Origin of the sequence: Pseudomonas sp. IT-P260 (assembly GCF_949768395.1) — a bacterium.
Lineage (GTDB): Bacteria > Pseudomonadota > Gammaproteobacteria > Pseudomonadales > Pseudomonadaceae > Aquipseudomonas > Aquipseudomonas parakoreensis.
The window spans coordinates 526,027-543,051 of the sequence record NZ_CATKPO010000033.1 but is presented as its reverse complement, the minus strand read 5'-3'; the positions used below and the strand labels follow the sequence as shown (position 1 = coordinate 543,051).

Genomic DNA, 17,025 nt, shown 5'->3' with positions numbered 1-17,025 from the left:
CAGCTCCCACAGCTACTGTGTCGGACGCAGAACCCGGTGGGAGTCTGGCTTGCCAGCGATGAGGCCTCAGTGGGCGCTGAAGCTCAACCCGCCAACTCAACCTTGCGCACCCGCGCCCAGTCTTCCACCAGCCGCGCCGGCGTACCGCAGGCCTTGCGCTTGTAGACGAAGTGGCTGCACTTCTCGGCAAACTGGTTGCGGTTGTAGAGCATGTCTTCCTGCATTTCCTGCAGTTCGTTTTCCCGGCATTGCTCGATCAGCACCTGATCAACCCGCAATTTGCGCTCACGCACGGCGGCATAGGTCGGGTCGGTCAATGCCGCGTTGGCCCGTTGCAGCAACCATAACGAAAACTCGTCCGGGCAGCGCGGACCGATCTCCTGGACCATGCCCAGTTGCAGCGCCTGCGTGGCGCTGATTGGCAGGCAGGCCTGGGTCAGTTGTTCGGCCACCGTCGGGCCGACGGCGCGGGGCAGGCTGTAGGTCCAGTATTCCGAACCATACAGGCCCATGCTTTTGTAATGCGGATTGAGCACGATGTCGGCCCGGGCAAACACGATGTCGGCGGCCAGTGCGAGCATCACGCCGCCGGCACCGGCATTGCCGGTCACGCCGCTGACCACCAGTTGCTGCGCGCTGAGCAGCTCGGCGCAGACATCGTCGATCGCCTGAATATTGGCCCAGGCCTCGGCGCCCGGATCCTGCGCGGCCTGGATCACGTTCAGGTGCACACCGTTGGAAAAACTGCCGCGCCCGCCCTTGATCAACAGCACGCGGGTGTCCCGCGATTTGGCCCAGCGCAGCGCCTCGACCATACGCTGACACTGTTCGGTGCTCATCGCGCCGTTGTAGAACTCGAAGGTCAGCTCCCCGACATGCCCGGATTCACGGTAGCGGATCGGCTGATACGCCTCCTCATTGAACGGCTCGCGGGCGATTGACCAGTCGAGCGTCGGCACGTCAGCCAGTTGCCCGGCCAGCACGTGCCGCGCCGGTTGCTTGAAGGTTTCTTCGCCGGGCAGTGGTTTGCGCCGCAACGAACCGATCCACAGGCTGTGATCACCGGTGGCAACCAGCACCGCATCGTCATGCACCGCGAGGATCTTGCCGGGGATGCCGGTGCGTTGATCGAGGTGCGCGTCGTACACGTAATATTGCCCGCCCGCCAGGCTCGCCAGTACACCGGGCTGGCCGTCGGCGGCGTCGATGCAGCGTTTGATGAACCGCGAGCAATCGTGCCAGCTGAAGGTGCGGTCGGCCTGCTTCATGTTCGTTTGCAGGCGGCCACGGACTTTGGGGTCGCTGTAATCCAGTGCGGCAGGGACAAAGCCGTCGATGAATTTTTCGACCACTTCGCGAATACAGCGAATCGCCGCATCGCTGACCCGACCGTTGTACAGCTCGGATTTGCGCAAGCCCGGCGGCAGATTGAATTCGCAGGTGGCCCAGACCGGGCCGGCATCCATTTCCTCCACCGCTTGCAGGGCGGTCACGCCCCAACTTGTGAGTTCGTTGGTGATCGCCCAGTCCAGCGCGCTGGCGCCACGATCGCCGACGATGCCCGGATGAATGATCACCACCGGCCGCCGGAGATTGCTCCACAGCGCTTGCGGCACGCGGTCCTTGAGGAACGGGCAGATCACCAGATCGGCGCCGCTGTGTTCGATCTGTTCGCACACCGAAGCCTCGTCGGTGAACACCACAACGCTGGGCGAGTGCCCGGCCTGGCGCAGTTCCAGCCAGGCGCGTTGAGTCAGGCCGTTGAAGGCCGAGGACAGCAGAATAATCTTCAGTGATCGCATGTTTTTCTTCCTTGAAAGGGCTGCCGTGGGCTCCTGATGAGCCGTCCCTGGCATTCGATGGAGCGCGCAGATTAGTCAGTGCTGCAGCGCTGGCAACTGATCCGGGTCAACGTTGTGTGAGTCAATATTTCCCCGGCGAGCAAGTTCCTTATTCTCAAAGGTTTGACTGTCCTGATTTTTTATTACTTCAAATGTAAGCAGCGCTATTGCACAGTCGCGCCAGATCAGGAGTCGGACGATCCCGGCAGAACGATAGTTTTTCGCAGCGGGTGGGACCCGTTTCAGGGAGCAAGACATGGGTGATGTTCAAAACCCGCATGACCGGATGATTGGGCAAATGTTCCAAAAGGACTATCGCTGGCTGTGCGCTGCCGTTGGCCGCACGCTGGGTTGCCCGCACAGTGCGCAGGACATCGCCTCGGAAACTTTTCTGCGGGTATTGACCCTGCCGGACCCGACCGCGATCCGTGAACCCAGGGCGCTGTTGACCACCATCGCCCGACGGCTGATGTATGAAGGCTGGCGTCGCCAGGACCTGGAACGCGCCTATCTGGAAAGCCTGGCCCTGGCGCCGGAACCGGTGCATCCATCGCCGGAGGAACGCGCGCTGGTGATCGAAGCGCTGTTGGCGGTCGATCGCCTGCTCAATGGCTTGTCGGCCAAGGCCAAAGCGGCGTTTCTCTACCATCAGCTCGACGGTTTGACCTACAGCGAAATCGGCGAACGGCTTGGGGTTTCCACCAGTCGGGTGCAGCAATACATGGTCGAGGCGTTCAAACGCTGCTATCAGGCGATGCAGGCATGAGGCCGGACGACGCGGTGATCGATGAGGCGGCGCAGTGGATGGCGCTGTTGCAGTCCGGTGAAGCCAGCGCTGGCGAGCGTGCGGCGTTCGACGCGTGGCGGGCAGCCGACCCGCGACATCAGCGGATCATCGAACAAATGGACGGCGGTTTGAACCTGCTGCGCCATCCGGACTTGCGCGGGCTGCCACGCAACAGTCTGTTGCACAGCCTGAATGCGCCGTCGAGTCGGCGGCGTTTTCTCAGCGGTAGCCTGAGTGTGCTCGGGATTGCCGTGCTGGCCGGATTGCTCGGGCGCCGCTACGGCTGGCTGCCGGAAGCGGGGGAGTTGGCGACCGACACCGGCGAGCGGCGCGACTTTACCCTGGAGGATGGCAGTGCACTGAGTCTGAATGCCCGCACGCGGGTGGTAGCGCAATTCGATGCGACTCAACGCTTGTTGGCGTTACGCTCGGGTGAGTTGCTGGTGAACGTCGCCAAGGATCCCGCGCGGCCGTTCGTGGTCGAGACCGAACATGGGCGGATGCGGGCGCTGGGCACCAAATTTCTCGTGCAACAGGGCGACGATTTTACGCGGCTGGTGATGCTGCATTCGCAGGTCGAAGTGGTCACCGCCGGCGGTGCGCGGCAAGTGGTGGAGGCGGGGGAGAGTCTGCTGTTCAATGCTCAGGACATTCTGGCGCTTGAGCACAGCAACGGACAGGAAAGCGCCTGGGTGCAAGGTCGCCTGGAAGTGCGCGACCGACCACTGAGCGAGGTGATCGACAGCCTGCGCCGCTATCGCCGGGGCATTCTGCACCTGAGTCCCGAGGTGGCCGATCTGCGCCTGAGCGGTCTCTATCCGCTTGATGACAGTGACCGCACCCTGCAACTGCTGGAGCGCTCGCTGCCGATTCGCGTCACATGGCACAACCCCTACTGGGTCAGCATCGAACCCTCAATTCCACCTAACACCCTGTAGGAGCTGCCGCAGGCTGCGATCTTTTGATCTTTAAAAGCGAAAATCAAAAGATCGCAGCCTTCGGCAGCTCCTACATGATGTGTGTGGAGTCCGGTTATAGGTTTATGACTTCTTGGCCTAATCGCCGCCCTATAAAAAGCGCCGGCCCGCTGCTCATTCCCTGCAGACGCCTTCAACAGGGAGCCCTTGATGATTTCATTCAAACAACAATTACCTCGCCTGACCCTCGCCGCCGCACTGGCGATGGGGCTGGGGCCGATCGCGGTGTATGCGCAGGATTCTGCGGCCCAGGTCTACACCTTCGACATCGCCAGCGGCCCGCTGGATGAGGTCTTGCTGGATATCTCGCGCCAGACCGGCGTACCGATTTCCTTCAGTCAGAATCTGGTGGAGGGCAAACGCAGCAGTGCCGTGCGCGGTGCGTTGGGCGGGCGTCAGGCGGTCGAGAAAGCGTTGCTCGGCAGTGGCCTGCATGTCGAGCAGAGTGCCCAGGGCCTGAGCGTGCGCGAAGGCGCGGCGAGTACGCCGGTAGCGGCCAAAGTCAGCGCCGTGGCCCCGGCCACCAGCGCCGATTACCGCATGGAAAAAGTCACCGTCACCGGCTCGCGAATCGCTCGTGCACAGAGCGATGGCGCGACCCCGGTCAACGTCATCACCCACGAAGAGATGGAAGCGCGCGGCTACAAGAACGTCTATGACGCCTTGGCGACGCAGACGCAAAACACCGGCATGACCCAGGGCGAGGACTACGGCAACACCTGGCAACCGGCGGCCAGCGCGATCAACCTGCGGGGCCTCGGCCCCAATCACACGTTGGTGCTGATCAACGGCCGGCGCGTCGCCGATTACCCGACGCCGTACGACGGCAAAGTCAACTTCACCAACCTGGCAAACATTCCCTCAGCAGTCATCGAACGCATCGAAATTCTCAGCAGCGGCGCCTCGGCAATCTACGGTTCGGACGCAATTGCCGGGGTGGTCAACATCATCCTCAAGAAGCAGATCAATGGCATCGACGTCAATCTCAAGGGCGGCACCAGCGAGCGTGGCGGTGGCGACAATCAGCGCCTGCAAATCAGCGGCGGCGGCAGTTGGGGCGACTTCGACGGCTTGTTCGGCCTGGAGCTGACCAACCGCGATCCGATCTGGGCCGACGATCGCGGCTTCATGCAGAGCGGTCCGCTGGCGGACGTCGGTTACCGTCGCGACCTGAGCAACAACCGCTACCTCGGCCCTGGTTGCGGCGCCTATCAAGGCACCTTCGACAACAAGCTGCTGAACAACGGCGGACGCTGCCGCACCGATCAGATGTACAACGATTACTGGACCATTCAGACGCAAAAGGAAAACTACGACGGCTACACCCGTGGCACTTGGCATTTCAGCGACAGCGGTCAGGTGTTTGCCGATTTGATGTATGGCCTCGATCACATTCAGAACAACACCCGTGGCCCGACGTTTACTTCGCCGGACTTCATCAACCAGAACAGCGGCAATCTCGAGCGCTGGTATCGCCGTTACGGCGAAGAGGAAATCGGTGGCCGCACCAGCAACAACAGCAAGTGGACCGACACGTCGTGGACCGGCACCCTCGGCCTCTCGGACAAGATTGCCGACTCCGGCTGGCGTTATGACCTGGCGGCCAACCGCTCGGAATATCGCAGCGTCAGAACCACGCGCTACACGCCGCTGTCCTCGATTCAGGATTTCTACCTCGGCCCGCAACTGGGCACGCGTGACGGTTACCCGGTGTTCGCCCCGGACGCCTCGCGGCTTGATCGTCCGCTGACGCCACAAGAGTGGGAGCAGTTTCGCAGCAACCTGACCCAGCGCAGCAAGTCGGTTTCCACCAGCTACAACGCCTCGATCAATGGCGATCTTTTTGATCTGCCGGCCGGCCCGGTCGGATTTGCCGGGGTGCTGGAAGCGGGCAAGCAGGAATATCGCGTCGACCCGGACGACGGTCTGAATGACGGCACTTTCTATGGTGTGAGCCCGGCACAAAGCTCCGGTGGTTCGCGCAAGCGTTACGCCGCCGGTGGCGAGTTCAGCATTCCGGTCACTGACACCGTGCTGGCCACTGCCGCCGGACGTTGGGACCAGTACAAATTCAGCGGCCGCAGCGAGCAGCAGAAAACCTACAACCTCGGCCTGGAATGGCGCCCGATCACCAGTCTGTTGCTGCGTGGCAGTTACGGCACCAGTTTCCGCGCGCCGGATCTGAACTACATCTACCAGTCCGACAGCAACGGTTACTACCCGGCGCAGATCGACTACTACGGTTGCAGCCAGGGCGTGCAGGGCGCGTGTGATCGCGGTCGGGTCGATTACACCCAGAGCGGCACGCCAGACCTTGAGTCCGAACGCGGCAAATCCTGGACCTACGGTTTTGTCTGGTCGCCGTCGCGCAATTTCGATTTCTCCACGGATTTCTGGCGGGTCGAGATCGATGACCTGCTGACCACCGTCGACGAAAACCGTCTGTTGCAGCAAGAGAACGAATGCCGCAACGGCACCCAGGACATCAACTCGGCCAACTGCCAGTCGACCCTGGCGCGCATCGACCGCAACCCGGGGAATGCCGCCATCGATCCGAATCAGTTGCAACGGGTGCGGGTCAACGCGATCAACGCCGCCAGCGAGCGGGTCAGCGGTCTGGACTTCAAGAGCAACATCCGCTGGGGCGCCGGTCAGTACGGGGCGTTCAGTTCGGCGCTGGGCTACACCCTGGTGCTGTCGCATTACTACAAGGAGTCGGACGAAGCACCGACTCAGGACTGGCGCACCTCGCGCACCAACTACGACTGGCGCAGCAAGGTCAACGCCAGCCTGACCTGGGATTACCAGAAGGCCACGGCGACGCTGATGGGCATTCGTTACGGCTCGGTGACCAATGGCGCGGGCGACGGGCGTTTGTCGCCATGGACGGTGTTCAACGCCAGCGCCCGCTACAAACTCAACGACCGCGCCAGTGTCGGCCTGACCGTGAACAATGTGCTCAACCAGATCAAGCACGACGACTCCGCCGGCTGGCCGTATTACCCGACCGGCAACTACGACCCGTACGGGCGGCAGTGGTGGCTGGATGTGAGTTATCACTTCGGCAGTTGAGCACGTGGAATATGTGAGTAACGTCCTACGGAAACGGGGGAGTTTTTTGCAGAAACGGGGATATTTCCGACGACAATCTCAGGTTGGTCGTCGGAAGCGTGATCTATAGCATCGGATATGACATTGAAGTCGTAAACGGCTTGGACGCTCAGGCCTCTGATAACGGATGGATTATGCGAACTCCCCACCTCGAATACGAAACGCCTGCTTATTCCCATCGCCTTCACTGGCGCACCGATCGTGCCAGATGCCCCATGGAGGATGTCGCGATGCCCAGCGTCAAGGTGCCCCGGCTGACGGGGGTAAAGAGGGCCGAGGGCAGACCTGTCGACGTGCTCGTGAATGGCCGGAACATAGGTGACGATGCCTTTCTGATCGTCGACCTGACCGACGAAGGTTTTGAGCTGAACGATGTCGTCAACATGCTTTCAACCTCTGAGCTTTATCTGCGAGGCGACATGGTCAAACGCATCACCGGCAAGTCGGTCAGCACCGTACGCCGATTACTGAAGGAAGGTAAAACGGTACGGCTTGACCCGCAGCAGAGCGTCGTCGCCTACCAATATGCCTTGGTGCTGGAAAAGGCCACTCGCGCCTTCGGGAGGCAGTCACGGGCCGAGGAGTGGCTGCGCAAGCCCAGCACCTACCTGAACGGTCGCGTACCGGTGGAGTTTATTCGGCATTCACTGGGGTTTCAGATGGTGGAGCAGTATCTGGGGCAACTGATATACGGGGTTTACACATGAATCCCTTGCCCTGGGACGAGCACTGGTATGCCTGGCGGCTGGACCCCGAGGTTTATGGCGGGACGTGGGACAGCGGGATGGGTTCGAATCTCAATGGTGGCCGATGGAACATACCCGGGCGGCGAGTCGTTTATGCATCAGTCGATCCGTCGTCGGCCATTCTGGAGGTGGCAGCCAATCACAGCTTTGATGCGCTGGACAGTGAACCTTATGTGCTCACGTGTTTTGAGGTCGTCAGCGAAGCAAAAGTGAAAATCGTCCAGCCGGAGGATGTGCCGAATCCTTATTGGTTGAGCCCCGCCAAGCCTTCCCCCAATCAACAACTGTTTGCCGATGCGTTATTGGCAGAACATCCATTTGTACTGATCCCCTCGGCGGCAACCCGCCACTCGTGGAATTTGCTGGTGAGCTGCGAATTGGCGGAGGGCCAGTTCAGGATGGTTTCCCAGGAACGGTTTGGGCTGGATACAAGGTTGCTGAGAGAGATGGAGCTGGCTTGATCCGCACGTGCCATTTTTTGCATAACCTCATCACCCAACGGTCTAAATCGGGCCCTATAAAACCCTGCTGTCCATTGCACATCCCTGCATAAACCAAAACGCAGGGATGGCTGTTCATGATCCATTTTTTACCCGTTAGATCCCGTTTGAGCCTGGCCTTGCTGCTGGCGATCAACACCTTGCCGGCAGTTGCTGCCGACGAACCCACGACCCAGCTGCAACGGGTTGAAGTCACCGGCACCGCGATTCGCCGGGTCGATGCAGAAACCGCGGTGCCGGTCACAATCCTGCGAGTTGAAGAATTGCGCGAGCAGGGCGTGAGCACCACGGAAGAACTGGTGAGCCGGATTTCTGCCAACCAGTCCTCGGTCGGTTCCGGCCGCTCAGTGGGTTCAAGCAGCGGCGGGGCGTCGTATGCCGATTTGCGTGGCATCGGCCCGAACAAGACGCTGGTGCTGCTCAATGGCCGGCGGCTGAGCAACAACGCGACCAACGCGATCAATGGGTCCGGGGTTGACCTGAACACCATTCCGTTCGCCGCCATTGATCGCGTCGAAGTGCTACGTGACGGCGCTTCGGCGTTGTACGGCACCGATGCGATCGGAGGGGTGATCAACTTCATCACCAAGACCAGCCTCACCGAAGGTCAGCTCAGCACCAATTACGACACGCCGACCCATGCCGGCGGCGGTGAGAGCCGCAACTTCAGTGGCAGTTGGGGCGTTGGCGATTTGCAGAATGACCGCTTCAACGTGTTCGGTGTGGTCAGTTACGACAAGCAGCAACGCCTGGCTGCCGAGGACCGAGGCTACACCTACAACTATCAGCCCGGACGCGGTCTCGATTACACCTCCGGCACCGCTTCGCCGGCGAACTGGAGTCAGGGCAGCAACGCCACCAACCCGTTGGCCGGTGCCGGTTGCAACGCGCCGGGCTTGCTGGCGCGCAACGGTATCTGCCGCCAGAGCCTGTGGAACTACCTCGATCTGGTACCGGAAACCGAGAAGACTTCGGCGTTCGCCAAAGCCACCGGCAAGCTCGCGGATGATCACAACGTCAGCCTCGAATACTTCTGGGCACGCAACGAAAACCGTACACAGATCGGCCCCGGTACGCTGATGGGCAATCAGGTCAATCCCGGCACGACGTTCTATCCCGGCAACGGCATTACCCCCGGCCCCAACGGCTTCGCCCTCGACCCGACGCAACCGGTGGATGTGAACTGGCGAGAAACCGCCGTCGGCGCGCGCCAGCATGAAGACGACAACACTGGCCAGCGTTTGCTGTTGAACTTCGATGGCAGCGTGGTGGGTTGGGACTATAACGTCGGTGCGTCGTACAACCAGAACAAAGTGGTGAATGCCATTGAGGCCGGTTACGTCAACGACCGCGCCGTCAGTGCCGGTATCGCCAATGGCATCATCAACCCGTTTGGCGCGCAGACCGCTGCCGGACAGGCGTTGCTGGCGGCCAGCACGGTAGACGGCGATTACTCGACGGCGGTCGGTCGGGTGAAGGCGATTGACGGGCGTGTCAGCCGCGAAATTGGCGATTGGTTCGGCGCCGGCCCGTCGGCGCTGGCGCTGGGTGGCGAATACCGCAAGGAAGATTTCCACCAGGACTTCGCCCAGTTCGCCGCTGATGTGCAAAGCCTGGGTGTCGACCCCAATGCCAGCGTCGCCGGGGATCGCAGCGTCTCGGCGCAATACGCCGAGGTCAACGTGCCGGTGCTCGACAGCCTGGAGTTGTCCGCCGCCGTGCGCCACGACAAGTACAGTGACTTCGGCAGCACCACCAACCCGAAATACTCGTTCCGCTTCCAGCCGTTCAAGGAGTTGGTGGTGCGTGGCGCTTACAGCGAGGGCTTCCGCGCGCCGTCGCTGTACGAGTTGTACAACCCGAACTTCACCACGTTCACCGTCGCCAACTACAACGACCCGCGACTGTGTGCCGGTGGCAACCCGAGTAACGGCGGGATCGCCAACCGCGACTGCGCCCAGCAGTTTTACAGCCGCACCGGTGGCAACACGGACCTGAGCCCGGAAACCGCGCGCAACGTCACCCTCGGTTTCGTCTATCAGCCGTTCGAGCGCCTGAGCACCGGGCTGGACTTCTGGTGGATCAACATTGCCAACCAGATCGCCGAATTCCCCGAGTCAGCGGTATTCGAAAACCCGGAGTTGTACCCGGATCGCCTGGTGCGCAAGCCTGACGGCTCCATTGATCACATCGTCACGGGGCTGGCCAACCTCGGCAAGATCAAGACCAATGGTGTCGACGTCAGCTTCGACTACCGCTTGCCGAGCACCCCGTACGGCAACTTCGGTATCGGCCTGCAAGGCACCTATGTCAGCCGCTACGAGTACCAGCAGCAGCTCAAGGGCGACTACATCGACAAGCTTGGCGATTTTCGTGGCGGCGACTTTTCCTCGGCCGGCGCTGTGGCTCGCTGGCGCCACAGCCTGACCGGCAGCTGGAACTACGGCCCTTATGGCGTCGCCCTGACCAACCGCTACACCAGCGGTTACCACGACTCCGACCGTGAGACCCACGATTACGTCGGCTCGTACAACGTCTGGGATCTGGCCGGCACCTACACCTGGCGCAAAACCCTGAGCGTGACCCTCGGTGCGAAGAACCTGTTCGACCGCGAGCCGCCGTTCAGCAACCAGACCTACACCTTCCAGAGCGGCTACGACCCGAAGTACGGCGACCCGTTCGGGCGGACGTTGTATACGCGGGTCAATTACAAGTTCTGAGAATGCCCAGGGGTGGCAGGTTTTAGTCACTTATTGATCTAAGCCTGCCCTATAAAAATCGCCGGCCTGTTGCTCATCACAGGTAGGCAGGATGTTTGGTGATTGTTAGGGCGTCATCACTGGCAAGCCAGCGCCCACAGGGATTTGTGAACACCGCAAAACCTGTGGGAGCTGGCTTGCCAGCGATGAGGCCATAAACAGCGCCGTGCAAAAAAGGATCTGCCAATGTTCTCCAGGCTCATTCTGTTCAGCGCTTTTGCGCTGCTAAGCCCATTCAATTGGGCCGCTCCACAACCCGCGTTGACGGTCTACGGCGAAGCCCCCAAATACGCCCCGGACTTCCAGCACCTGGCTTACACCAATCCCGACGCTCCCAAGGGCGGGACACTGCGCCGCTCCTCGCTGGAAAGCGGCCCGTTCGATCACCTGATTCCGTACATCGACAAAGGCACTGGCGTCGCTGACATCGACGGCTGGCTCTACGCGCCGCTGGCCTATCGCAGCAAGGACGAACCCTACAGCGTCTACGGCCTGGTGGCGCAGCAGATGGAACTGGATGCAGATCGCCGCTGGTTGCGCTTCTACCTCAATCCCAAGGCCCGGTTCGACGACGGCACGCCAATCACTGCCGAAGACGTGCGTTACACCTTCGAACTGTTCATCAGCCAGGGCAGCCTCAAATACCGCCAGCAGTTTCGTGATGTCGCCGAGGTGGTGGTGGAGTCTCCGACGCAAGTGCGCTTCAACTTCAAGAACAACGACAGCCGCACCTTGCCACTGGATCTGGCGACACTGCCGGTGTTGCCCGAACACTGGTGGCGCACGCGCGACTTCGCCGAGGGCGCCGGTTTCGAGGTCCCGCCGGGCAGCGGCCCGTACCGCATCAGCGCGGTGGATGCCGGGCGCAGCGTGAAATTTCAGCGCGTTGCCGACTGGTGGGCCAAGGACCTGCCGATCACGCGCGGCCTGTATAACTTCGATCACCTTAGTGTGGAGTTCTTCGCCGACACCGATGTTTCACGGCAAGTGCTCAAGGCTGGCGGCTTCGACTACAACCGCGAATTTTCCGCAACCAGTTACACCATCGGCTATGCCGGCGCGGCGCTGGATCAGGGCAAACTGCTCCGCGAACATCTGGCGCCAGGTGCCGCGCAAGGTTCGCAGGGGTTCGTGTTCAATCTGCAAAAACCGCTGTTTCAGGATCGCCGGGTGCGGCAGGCGATCGCCATGCTCTGGGATTTCGAATGGAGCAACCGGCAGATGATGCGCAGCATGTACTTGCGCCAGCGCAGTTACTTCTCGCACAGCGCGTTGGCGGCCACCGAGTTGCCGGACGCCGAGGAACTGAAAATCCTCGAACCGTGGCGCGGCAAAATCCCCGACGAGGTGTTCACGCAAGTCTTCGAAGCGCCGAAAACCGACGGCAGCGGCAACATTCGCGCCGAGCAGTTACAGGCCCTGAAACTGCTCGAAGCCGCCGGCTGGACACCCTGTGGCGATCAGTTGGTGAATGCCAAAGGCGAGCCGCTGCAGTTCACCTTTCTCAACGGTCAGAAGGGTTTTGAACGGCTGCTGCTGCCGTTCAAGCGCAACCTGGCGCAGATCGGTGTCGGCTTCGATATTCGCCAGGTCGACACCGCGCAATACACCAATCGCGTGCGCAATCGCGACTACGACATGATCGTGGTCGGCTACCCGGTGAGCCAGGCGCCGGGGCGCGAGATGTTCAATTACTTCGGCTCCGACGGCGCCGACGATCCCGGCTCGAATAACTACATGGTGCTGCGTGATCCCGCGGTAGATGCCTTGCTCGAAGGGCTGGTGCAGGCCGACAACCGCGAAAGCCTGCTGCGCCATGCCCATGCCCTGGATCGGGTGTTGCAGTGGGGTTACTACTGGATTCCCAATTACTACCCGCCGGGAATTTCCACGGTGTGGTGGAACCGTTTTGGCCGCCCGGCGACAGCGCCGCTGTATGACGCCGGGCTCGATACCTGGTGGGAAATCAGCCCGACCGCGCTGACCGCCACGCAGATGCAGCAACAGCAAAAGGAGTATGCGCATGTGGGGTTATAGCCTGCGGCGTCTGCTGCTGATCGTGCCGACTTTGCTCGCCATTCTGCTGGTCAATTTCGTGATCGTGCAGGCCGCGCCGGGTGGCCCGGTGGAGCAGGCCATCGCGCGCTTGCAGGGCATCGGAGTCAGCGCAGCGGTGGGCGGCGGTCATGTCGAAACCATTGGCGGCGAATCCCGCGCGACCCGAGGCCTGGACCCGAAACTGGTGGCCGACATCGAGCGTCAGTACGGCTTCGACAAACCCGCCGGTGAACGCCTGTGGCTGATGCTCAAAAGCTACGCGCAGCTGGATTTCGGTCAGAGCTTTTTCCGTGGTGCCAGCGTCACCGAACTGATCTGGCAAAAGCTCCCGGTGACCTTGTCGCTGGGCCTGTGGGCGACGTTGATCACCTATCTGGTGTCGATTCCGCTGGGCATCCGCAAGGCCGTGCACAAAGGTTCGGCGTTCGATGTCTGGAGCAGCGTGGCGATCATCATCGGCTACGCAATGCCGGGCTTTCTGTTCGCGCTGCTGCTGATCATCGTGTTTGCCGGTGGCAGCGCGCTGGACTGGTTTCCGGTGCGCGGACTGGTCTCGGACAACTTCGCCGAGCTGTCGCCGTGGGGCAAGGTTGCCGATTACTTCTGGCATCTGGTGCTGCCGGTCACCGCGCTGGTGATCGGCGGATTCGCCACGCTGACGATTCTGACCAAAAACAGCTTTCTCAACGAGATCTCACGCCTGTACGTGGTGACGGCGCGGGCCAAGGGCCTGAGCCAGCGTCAGGTGTTGTACGGTCATGTGTTCCGCAACGCGATGTTGCTGGTGGTCGCCGGGCTGCCCCAAGCGCTGGTAACGGTATTTTTCGGCGGCTCGTTGCTGATCGAAGTGATCTTCTCCCTCGATGGCCTCGGCCGTCTCAGTTACGAGGCGGCGGTGTCGCGTGACTACCCGGTGGTGTTCGGTTCGCTGTTCATCTTCACCCTGTTTGGCCTGCTGATAAAACTGCTCGGCGACCTGTGCTACACGCTGGTCGACCCGCGCATCGACTTCACCGCGAGGACTGCCTGATGCTGACTCTATCTCCCATCGGACAGCGGCGCTGGGCGCGGTTCAAGGCGCATCGACGTGGCTGGTGGTCGTTGTGGCTGTTTTTGCTGTTGTTCGGTCTGAGCCTGGGCGGCGAGCTGATCGCCAACGACAAGCCGCTGCTGGTCGAGTATCAGGGCCAGTGGTATTTCCCGGCGTTCAAGCGCTACACCGAGCAGGATTTCGCCGGCGAACTGCCGTTCCAGCCGGACTATCGCAGCGCGCAGGTGCGGCAACTGATCGAGGGGCAGGGCGGGCGGATGTGGTTTGCGCCGATCCCGTTCGGTTTCGATACGGTCAACTATGACCTGACTGAACCGGCGCCGAGTGCGCCGAGCTGCGAGAACTGGCTGGGCACCGACGATCAGGCGCGGGATGTGCTGGCGCGGGTGATCTTCGGTACGCGGGTGTCGCTGCTGTTTGCCTTGGCGCTGACTGCCGCCAGTGCGCTGATCGGCATTGCGGCCGGTGCCTTGCAAGGTTATTACGGTGGCTGGGTCGATCTGCTCGGGCAGCGGTTGCTGGAAGTGTGGTCGGGGCTGCCGGTGTTGTATCTGCTGATCATCCTGTCCGGGTTCGTCGAGCCGAATTTCTGGTGGTTGCTGGGAATCATGGCGCTGTTTTCCTGGCTGAGTCTGGTCGATGTAGTGCGCGCCGAGTTCCTGCGCAGCCGCGGTCTGGAATACGTGAAAGCCGCGCGGGCGTTGGGCGTTGGCGATGTGCAGGTGATCTGTCGGCACATCCTGCCCAATGCGATGAGCGCGACCCTGACGTATCTGCCGTTCATTCTCACCGGAGCGATTGCCACGCTGTCGGCACTGGATTTTCTCGGTTTCGGCATGCCCGCCGGCAGCGCCTCGCTGGGCGAATTGATCGGTCAGGGCAAGAGCAATCTGCAAGCGCCGTGGTTGGGGCTGACGGCGTTTTTTGCCCTGGCGCTGATTCTTTCTCTGTTGGTATTCATCGGTGAGGCTTGCCGAGATGCTTATGATCCAAGGACTTGAGATGAGCGAAAACCTGATCGAAATCCGCAACCTGCGTGTGGCATTCAACGGCCAGCCTGTGGTGCATGGCATCGACCTCGATATTCGTCCGGGCGAATGCCTGGCACTGGTCGGCGAGTCCGGCTCGGGCAAGTCGGTGACCGCTCACAGCATCCTGCAATTGCTCGACCCGAACATCACGCGGATCGACGGCAGCATTCGTTATGCCGGCGAAGAGCTGCTCGGCGTGCATGAGCGTTATCTGCGCCAGTTACGCGGCAACCGTATCGCGATGATTTTTCAGGAACCGATGAGTTCGCTGAATCCGCTGCACACGATTGAACGACAGCTCGGCGAGAGCCTGGCGCTGCACAAAGGCCTGGCGGGCGCGCAGGCCCGTGAACGGATGCTTGAACTGCTCGAACTGGTCGGCATTCAGAAGCCGCGCGAACGGCTCAAGGCCTATCCGTATCAACTCTCCGGCGGCCAGCGCCAACGGGTGATGATCGCCATGGCGCTGGGCTGTGAGCCGCAATTGTTGATCGCCGACGAACCCACCACTGCGCTGGACGTGACGGTGCAGCGCAGGATTCTGTTGCTGCTCAAGAAATTGCAGCAGCGCCTGGGCATGGCGCTGCTGATCATCAGCCACGACCTCAATCTGGTGCGCACCCTCGCGCAGCGGGTGGCGGTGATGCGCGGTGGACGGATCGTCGAACAGGCGCCGTGCGAGCAGTTATTCAGTGCGCCGCAGCATCCTTACAGCATTGAATTGCTGAATGCCGAGCCGGGCGGGCATGCCTTGTGTCTCGACGCGACAGAGGACTTGTTGCAGGTGCGCGGTCTGAAGGTGCGTTTTCGTCTGAGCGGCGGTTGGCTGCGGCGCAAAACCTGGCTGGACGCGGTGAAGGGCATTGATCTGAGCCTGCAGCGCGGCAAGACGCTGGGGATTGTCGGCGAGTCGGGCTCGGGCAAGTCGACCTTGGGTCAGGCGATTTTGCGCCTGATTGACGCCGAGGGCAGCATTTGCTTTGCCGGTGAGGCGCTGCAACAGTTGAGCGGCAAGCAGCTGCGCCCCCTGCGCAAGCGCCTGCAAGTGGTGTTTCAGGATCCGTTCGGCAGCCTCAGCCCGCGCCTGTGTGTGGAGCAGATCATTGCCGAGGGGCTGCAGGTGCACAGCGATTTGAATGCTGCCGAGCGTGAGCAGGCGGTGATTGATGTGCTGCGCGAGGTTGGCCTGGATCCGGCCAACCGACATCGCTATCCGCACGAGTTCTCCGGTGGCCAGCGGCAGCGGATTGCAATCGCCCGGGCGCTGGTGCTCAAACCGGATCTGATCTTGCTCGATGAGCCGACCTCGGCGCTGGATCGCACGGTGCAGAAGCAGATCGTTGCTTTATTGCGGCGACTGCAGGAAGAGCATGGGCTGACTTACCTGTTCATCAGTCATGACCTGGCGGTGGTACGGGCGTTGGCCCATGACTTGATTGTGATGAAGGAGGGGGAGGTGGTGGAGCGTGGTCGGACGGATGAGCTGTTTACGGCGGCGCGGCATCCTTATACGCAGGAGCTATTGGCGGCATCGTTTGTCACGTCGGTTTTACCTGTGACATATACGGACAGACTTTTATCCGTGGTGTAGTTCCGGTACATTCCGCGCCCTGGCCAATACAAGGAAGTAGATGATGGCAAAACCTGCCGCTCGACTCAGCGATCTCAATGCCTGCCGGTAGCCGGTCACGGTACCAACCCAAGCACCAGCGGTTCGCCCAACGTGAACATCAACGGGATGCCGGTGCTGCGTGTCGGCGATACTACGGCTTGCGGCGACTCGGTCACCGAAGGCATCGGCAACATCCTGATCAATGGCAAACCCATTGCCTTTCTTGGCAGCGCCACCGCTCATGGCGGCATGATCATCACCGGCTCCGGTGACGTTTTCGTCGGCACCGCAGTCGGCGGCGCGCCGTTCACCCCGATCGTTACCGTGCCCAAGCATAGCGAGCGCTTCCAGCTGGTCGACGAAACCACCGGCGAAGCCATTCCCGATATCCTCTATTGCATCGAAACCGGCGACGGCCAACGCCTCGTCGGGCACACCGACAACCACGGCAACGCCGCCCGAGTGTTCACCGCCGATCCGACTTCCGTTGTCGTGCAATGGGGCAAGGAAGCCGCCGCTCACCTGGATGCGTTGGGCATTGCTTACTAAGGA

The 17,025-nt window shown here is 61.4% G+C and carries 12 protein-coding genes; 11 read left to right on the top strand and 1 reads right to left on the bottom strand.

Annotated elements, in window-relative coordinates:
- Positions 1–83: 83 nt before the first annotated feature.
- Positions 84–1,802: a hydrogenase maturation protein gene (locus tag ACM6HV_RS16335; protein ID WP_414904742.1), complete on the bottom strand. Its 1,719-nt coding sequence runs from the start codon at positions 1,800–1,802 to the stop codon at positions 84–86.
- Between the two features lie 295 nt (positions 1,803–2,097).
- Here ACM6HV_RS16335 and ACM6HV_RS16330 point away from each other — a divergent pair, with 295 nt between their 5' ends.
- The 11 genes from ACM6HV_RS16330 (at position 2,098) to ACM6HV_RS16280 (ending at position 17,022) form a co-directional block, all read left to right on the top strand.
- Complete coding sequence (locus tag ACM6HV_RS16330) at positions 2,098–2,607, top strand: sigma-70 family RNA polymerase sigma factor (RefSeq protein ID WP_145598421.1); 510 nt, start codon at positions 2,098–2,100, stop codon at positions 2,605–2,607.
- Positions 2,604–3,566 carry a FecR domain-containing protein gene (locus ACM6HV_RS16325; protein WP_414904741.1) on the top strand — a complete coding sequence of 321 codons (963 nt, stop codon included), beginning with the start codon at positions 2,604–2,606 and terminating at the stop codon, positions 3,564–3,566. Before ACM6HV_RS16330 ends, ACM6HV_RS16325 begins: the two co-directional genes overlap by 4 nt.
- Positions 3,567–3,755: 189 nt before the next feature.
- A complete protein-coding gene (locus tag ACM6HV_RS16320) occupies positions 3,756–6,677 on the top strand; it encodes a TonB-dependent receptor domain-containing protein (protein WP_414904740.1) in 2,922 nt (973 codons plus the stop codon).
- Between the two features lie 269 nt (positions 6,678–6,946).
- Positions 6,947–7,423, top strand: a complete 477-nt coding sequence (locus ACM6HV_RS16315) for an antitoxin Xre/MbcA/ParS toxin-binding domain-containing protein (protein WP_414904739.1) — start codon at positions 6,947–6,949, stop codon at positions 7,421–7,423.
- Positions 7,420–7,923 (top strand): RES family NAD+ phosphorylase, encoded by a 504-nt coding sequence (locus ACM6HV_RS16310; RefSeq protein ID WP_027613695.1) that lies wholly within the window; start codon positions 7,420–7,422, stop codon positions 7,921–7,923. Before ACM6HV_RS16315 ends, ACM6HV_RS16310 begins: the two co-directional genes overlap by 4 nt.
- A gap of 116 nt (positions 7,924–8,039) precedes the next feature.
- Positions 8,040–10,682 carry a TonB-dependent receptor gene (locus tag ACM6HV_RS16305; RefSeq protein ID WP_414904738.1) on the top strand — a complete coding sequence of 881 codons (2,643 nt, stop codon included), beginning with the start codon at positions 8,040–8,042 and terminating at the stop codon, positions 10,680–10,682.
- 225 nt (positions 10,683–10,907) lie between these two features.
- Positions 10,908–12,758 (top strand): extracellular solute-binding protein, encoded by a 1,851-nt coding sequence (locus ACM6HV_RS16300; RefSeq protein WP_414904737.1) that lies wholly within the window; start codon positions 10,908–10,910, stop codon positions 12,756–12,758.
- The gene (locus ACM6HV_RS16295; protein ID WP_414904736.1) at positions 12,745–13,809 is read left to right on the top strand and encodes a microcin C ABC transporter permease YejB; all 1,065 of its coding nucleotides are present in this window, start codon (positions 12,745–12,747) and stop codon (positions 13,807–13,809) included. The genes ACM6HV_RS16300 and ACM6HV_RS16295 overlap by 14 nt, the downstream gene beginning before the upstream one ends.
- Positions 13,809–14,831, top strand: coding sequence for an ABC transporter permease (locus ACM6HV_RS16290; protein ID WP_414904735.1), 1,023 nt, complete (start codon positions 13,809–13,811; stop codon positions 14,829–14,831). The genes ACM6HV_RS16295 and ACM6HV_RS16290 overlap by 1 nt, the downstream gene beginning before the upstream one ends.
- Before the next feature lies 1 nt (position 14,832).
- Entirely contained in the window at positions 14,833–16,452 is a 1,620-nt protein-coding gene (locus ACM6HV_RS16285; RefSeq protein WP_414904734.1) for an ABC transporter ATP-binding protein, read from the top strand.
- Between the two features lie 132 nt (positions 16,453–16,584).
- Entirely contained in the window at positions 16,585–17,022 is a 438-nt protein-coding gene (locus ACM6HV_RS16280) for a PAAR domain-containing protein (RefSeq protein ID WP_414904733.1), read from the top strand.
- Positions 17,023–17,025: the final 3 nt, after the last annotated feature.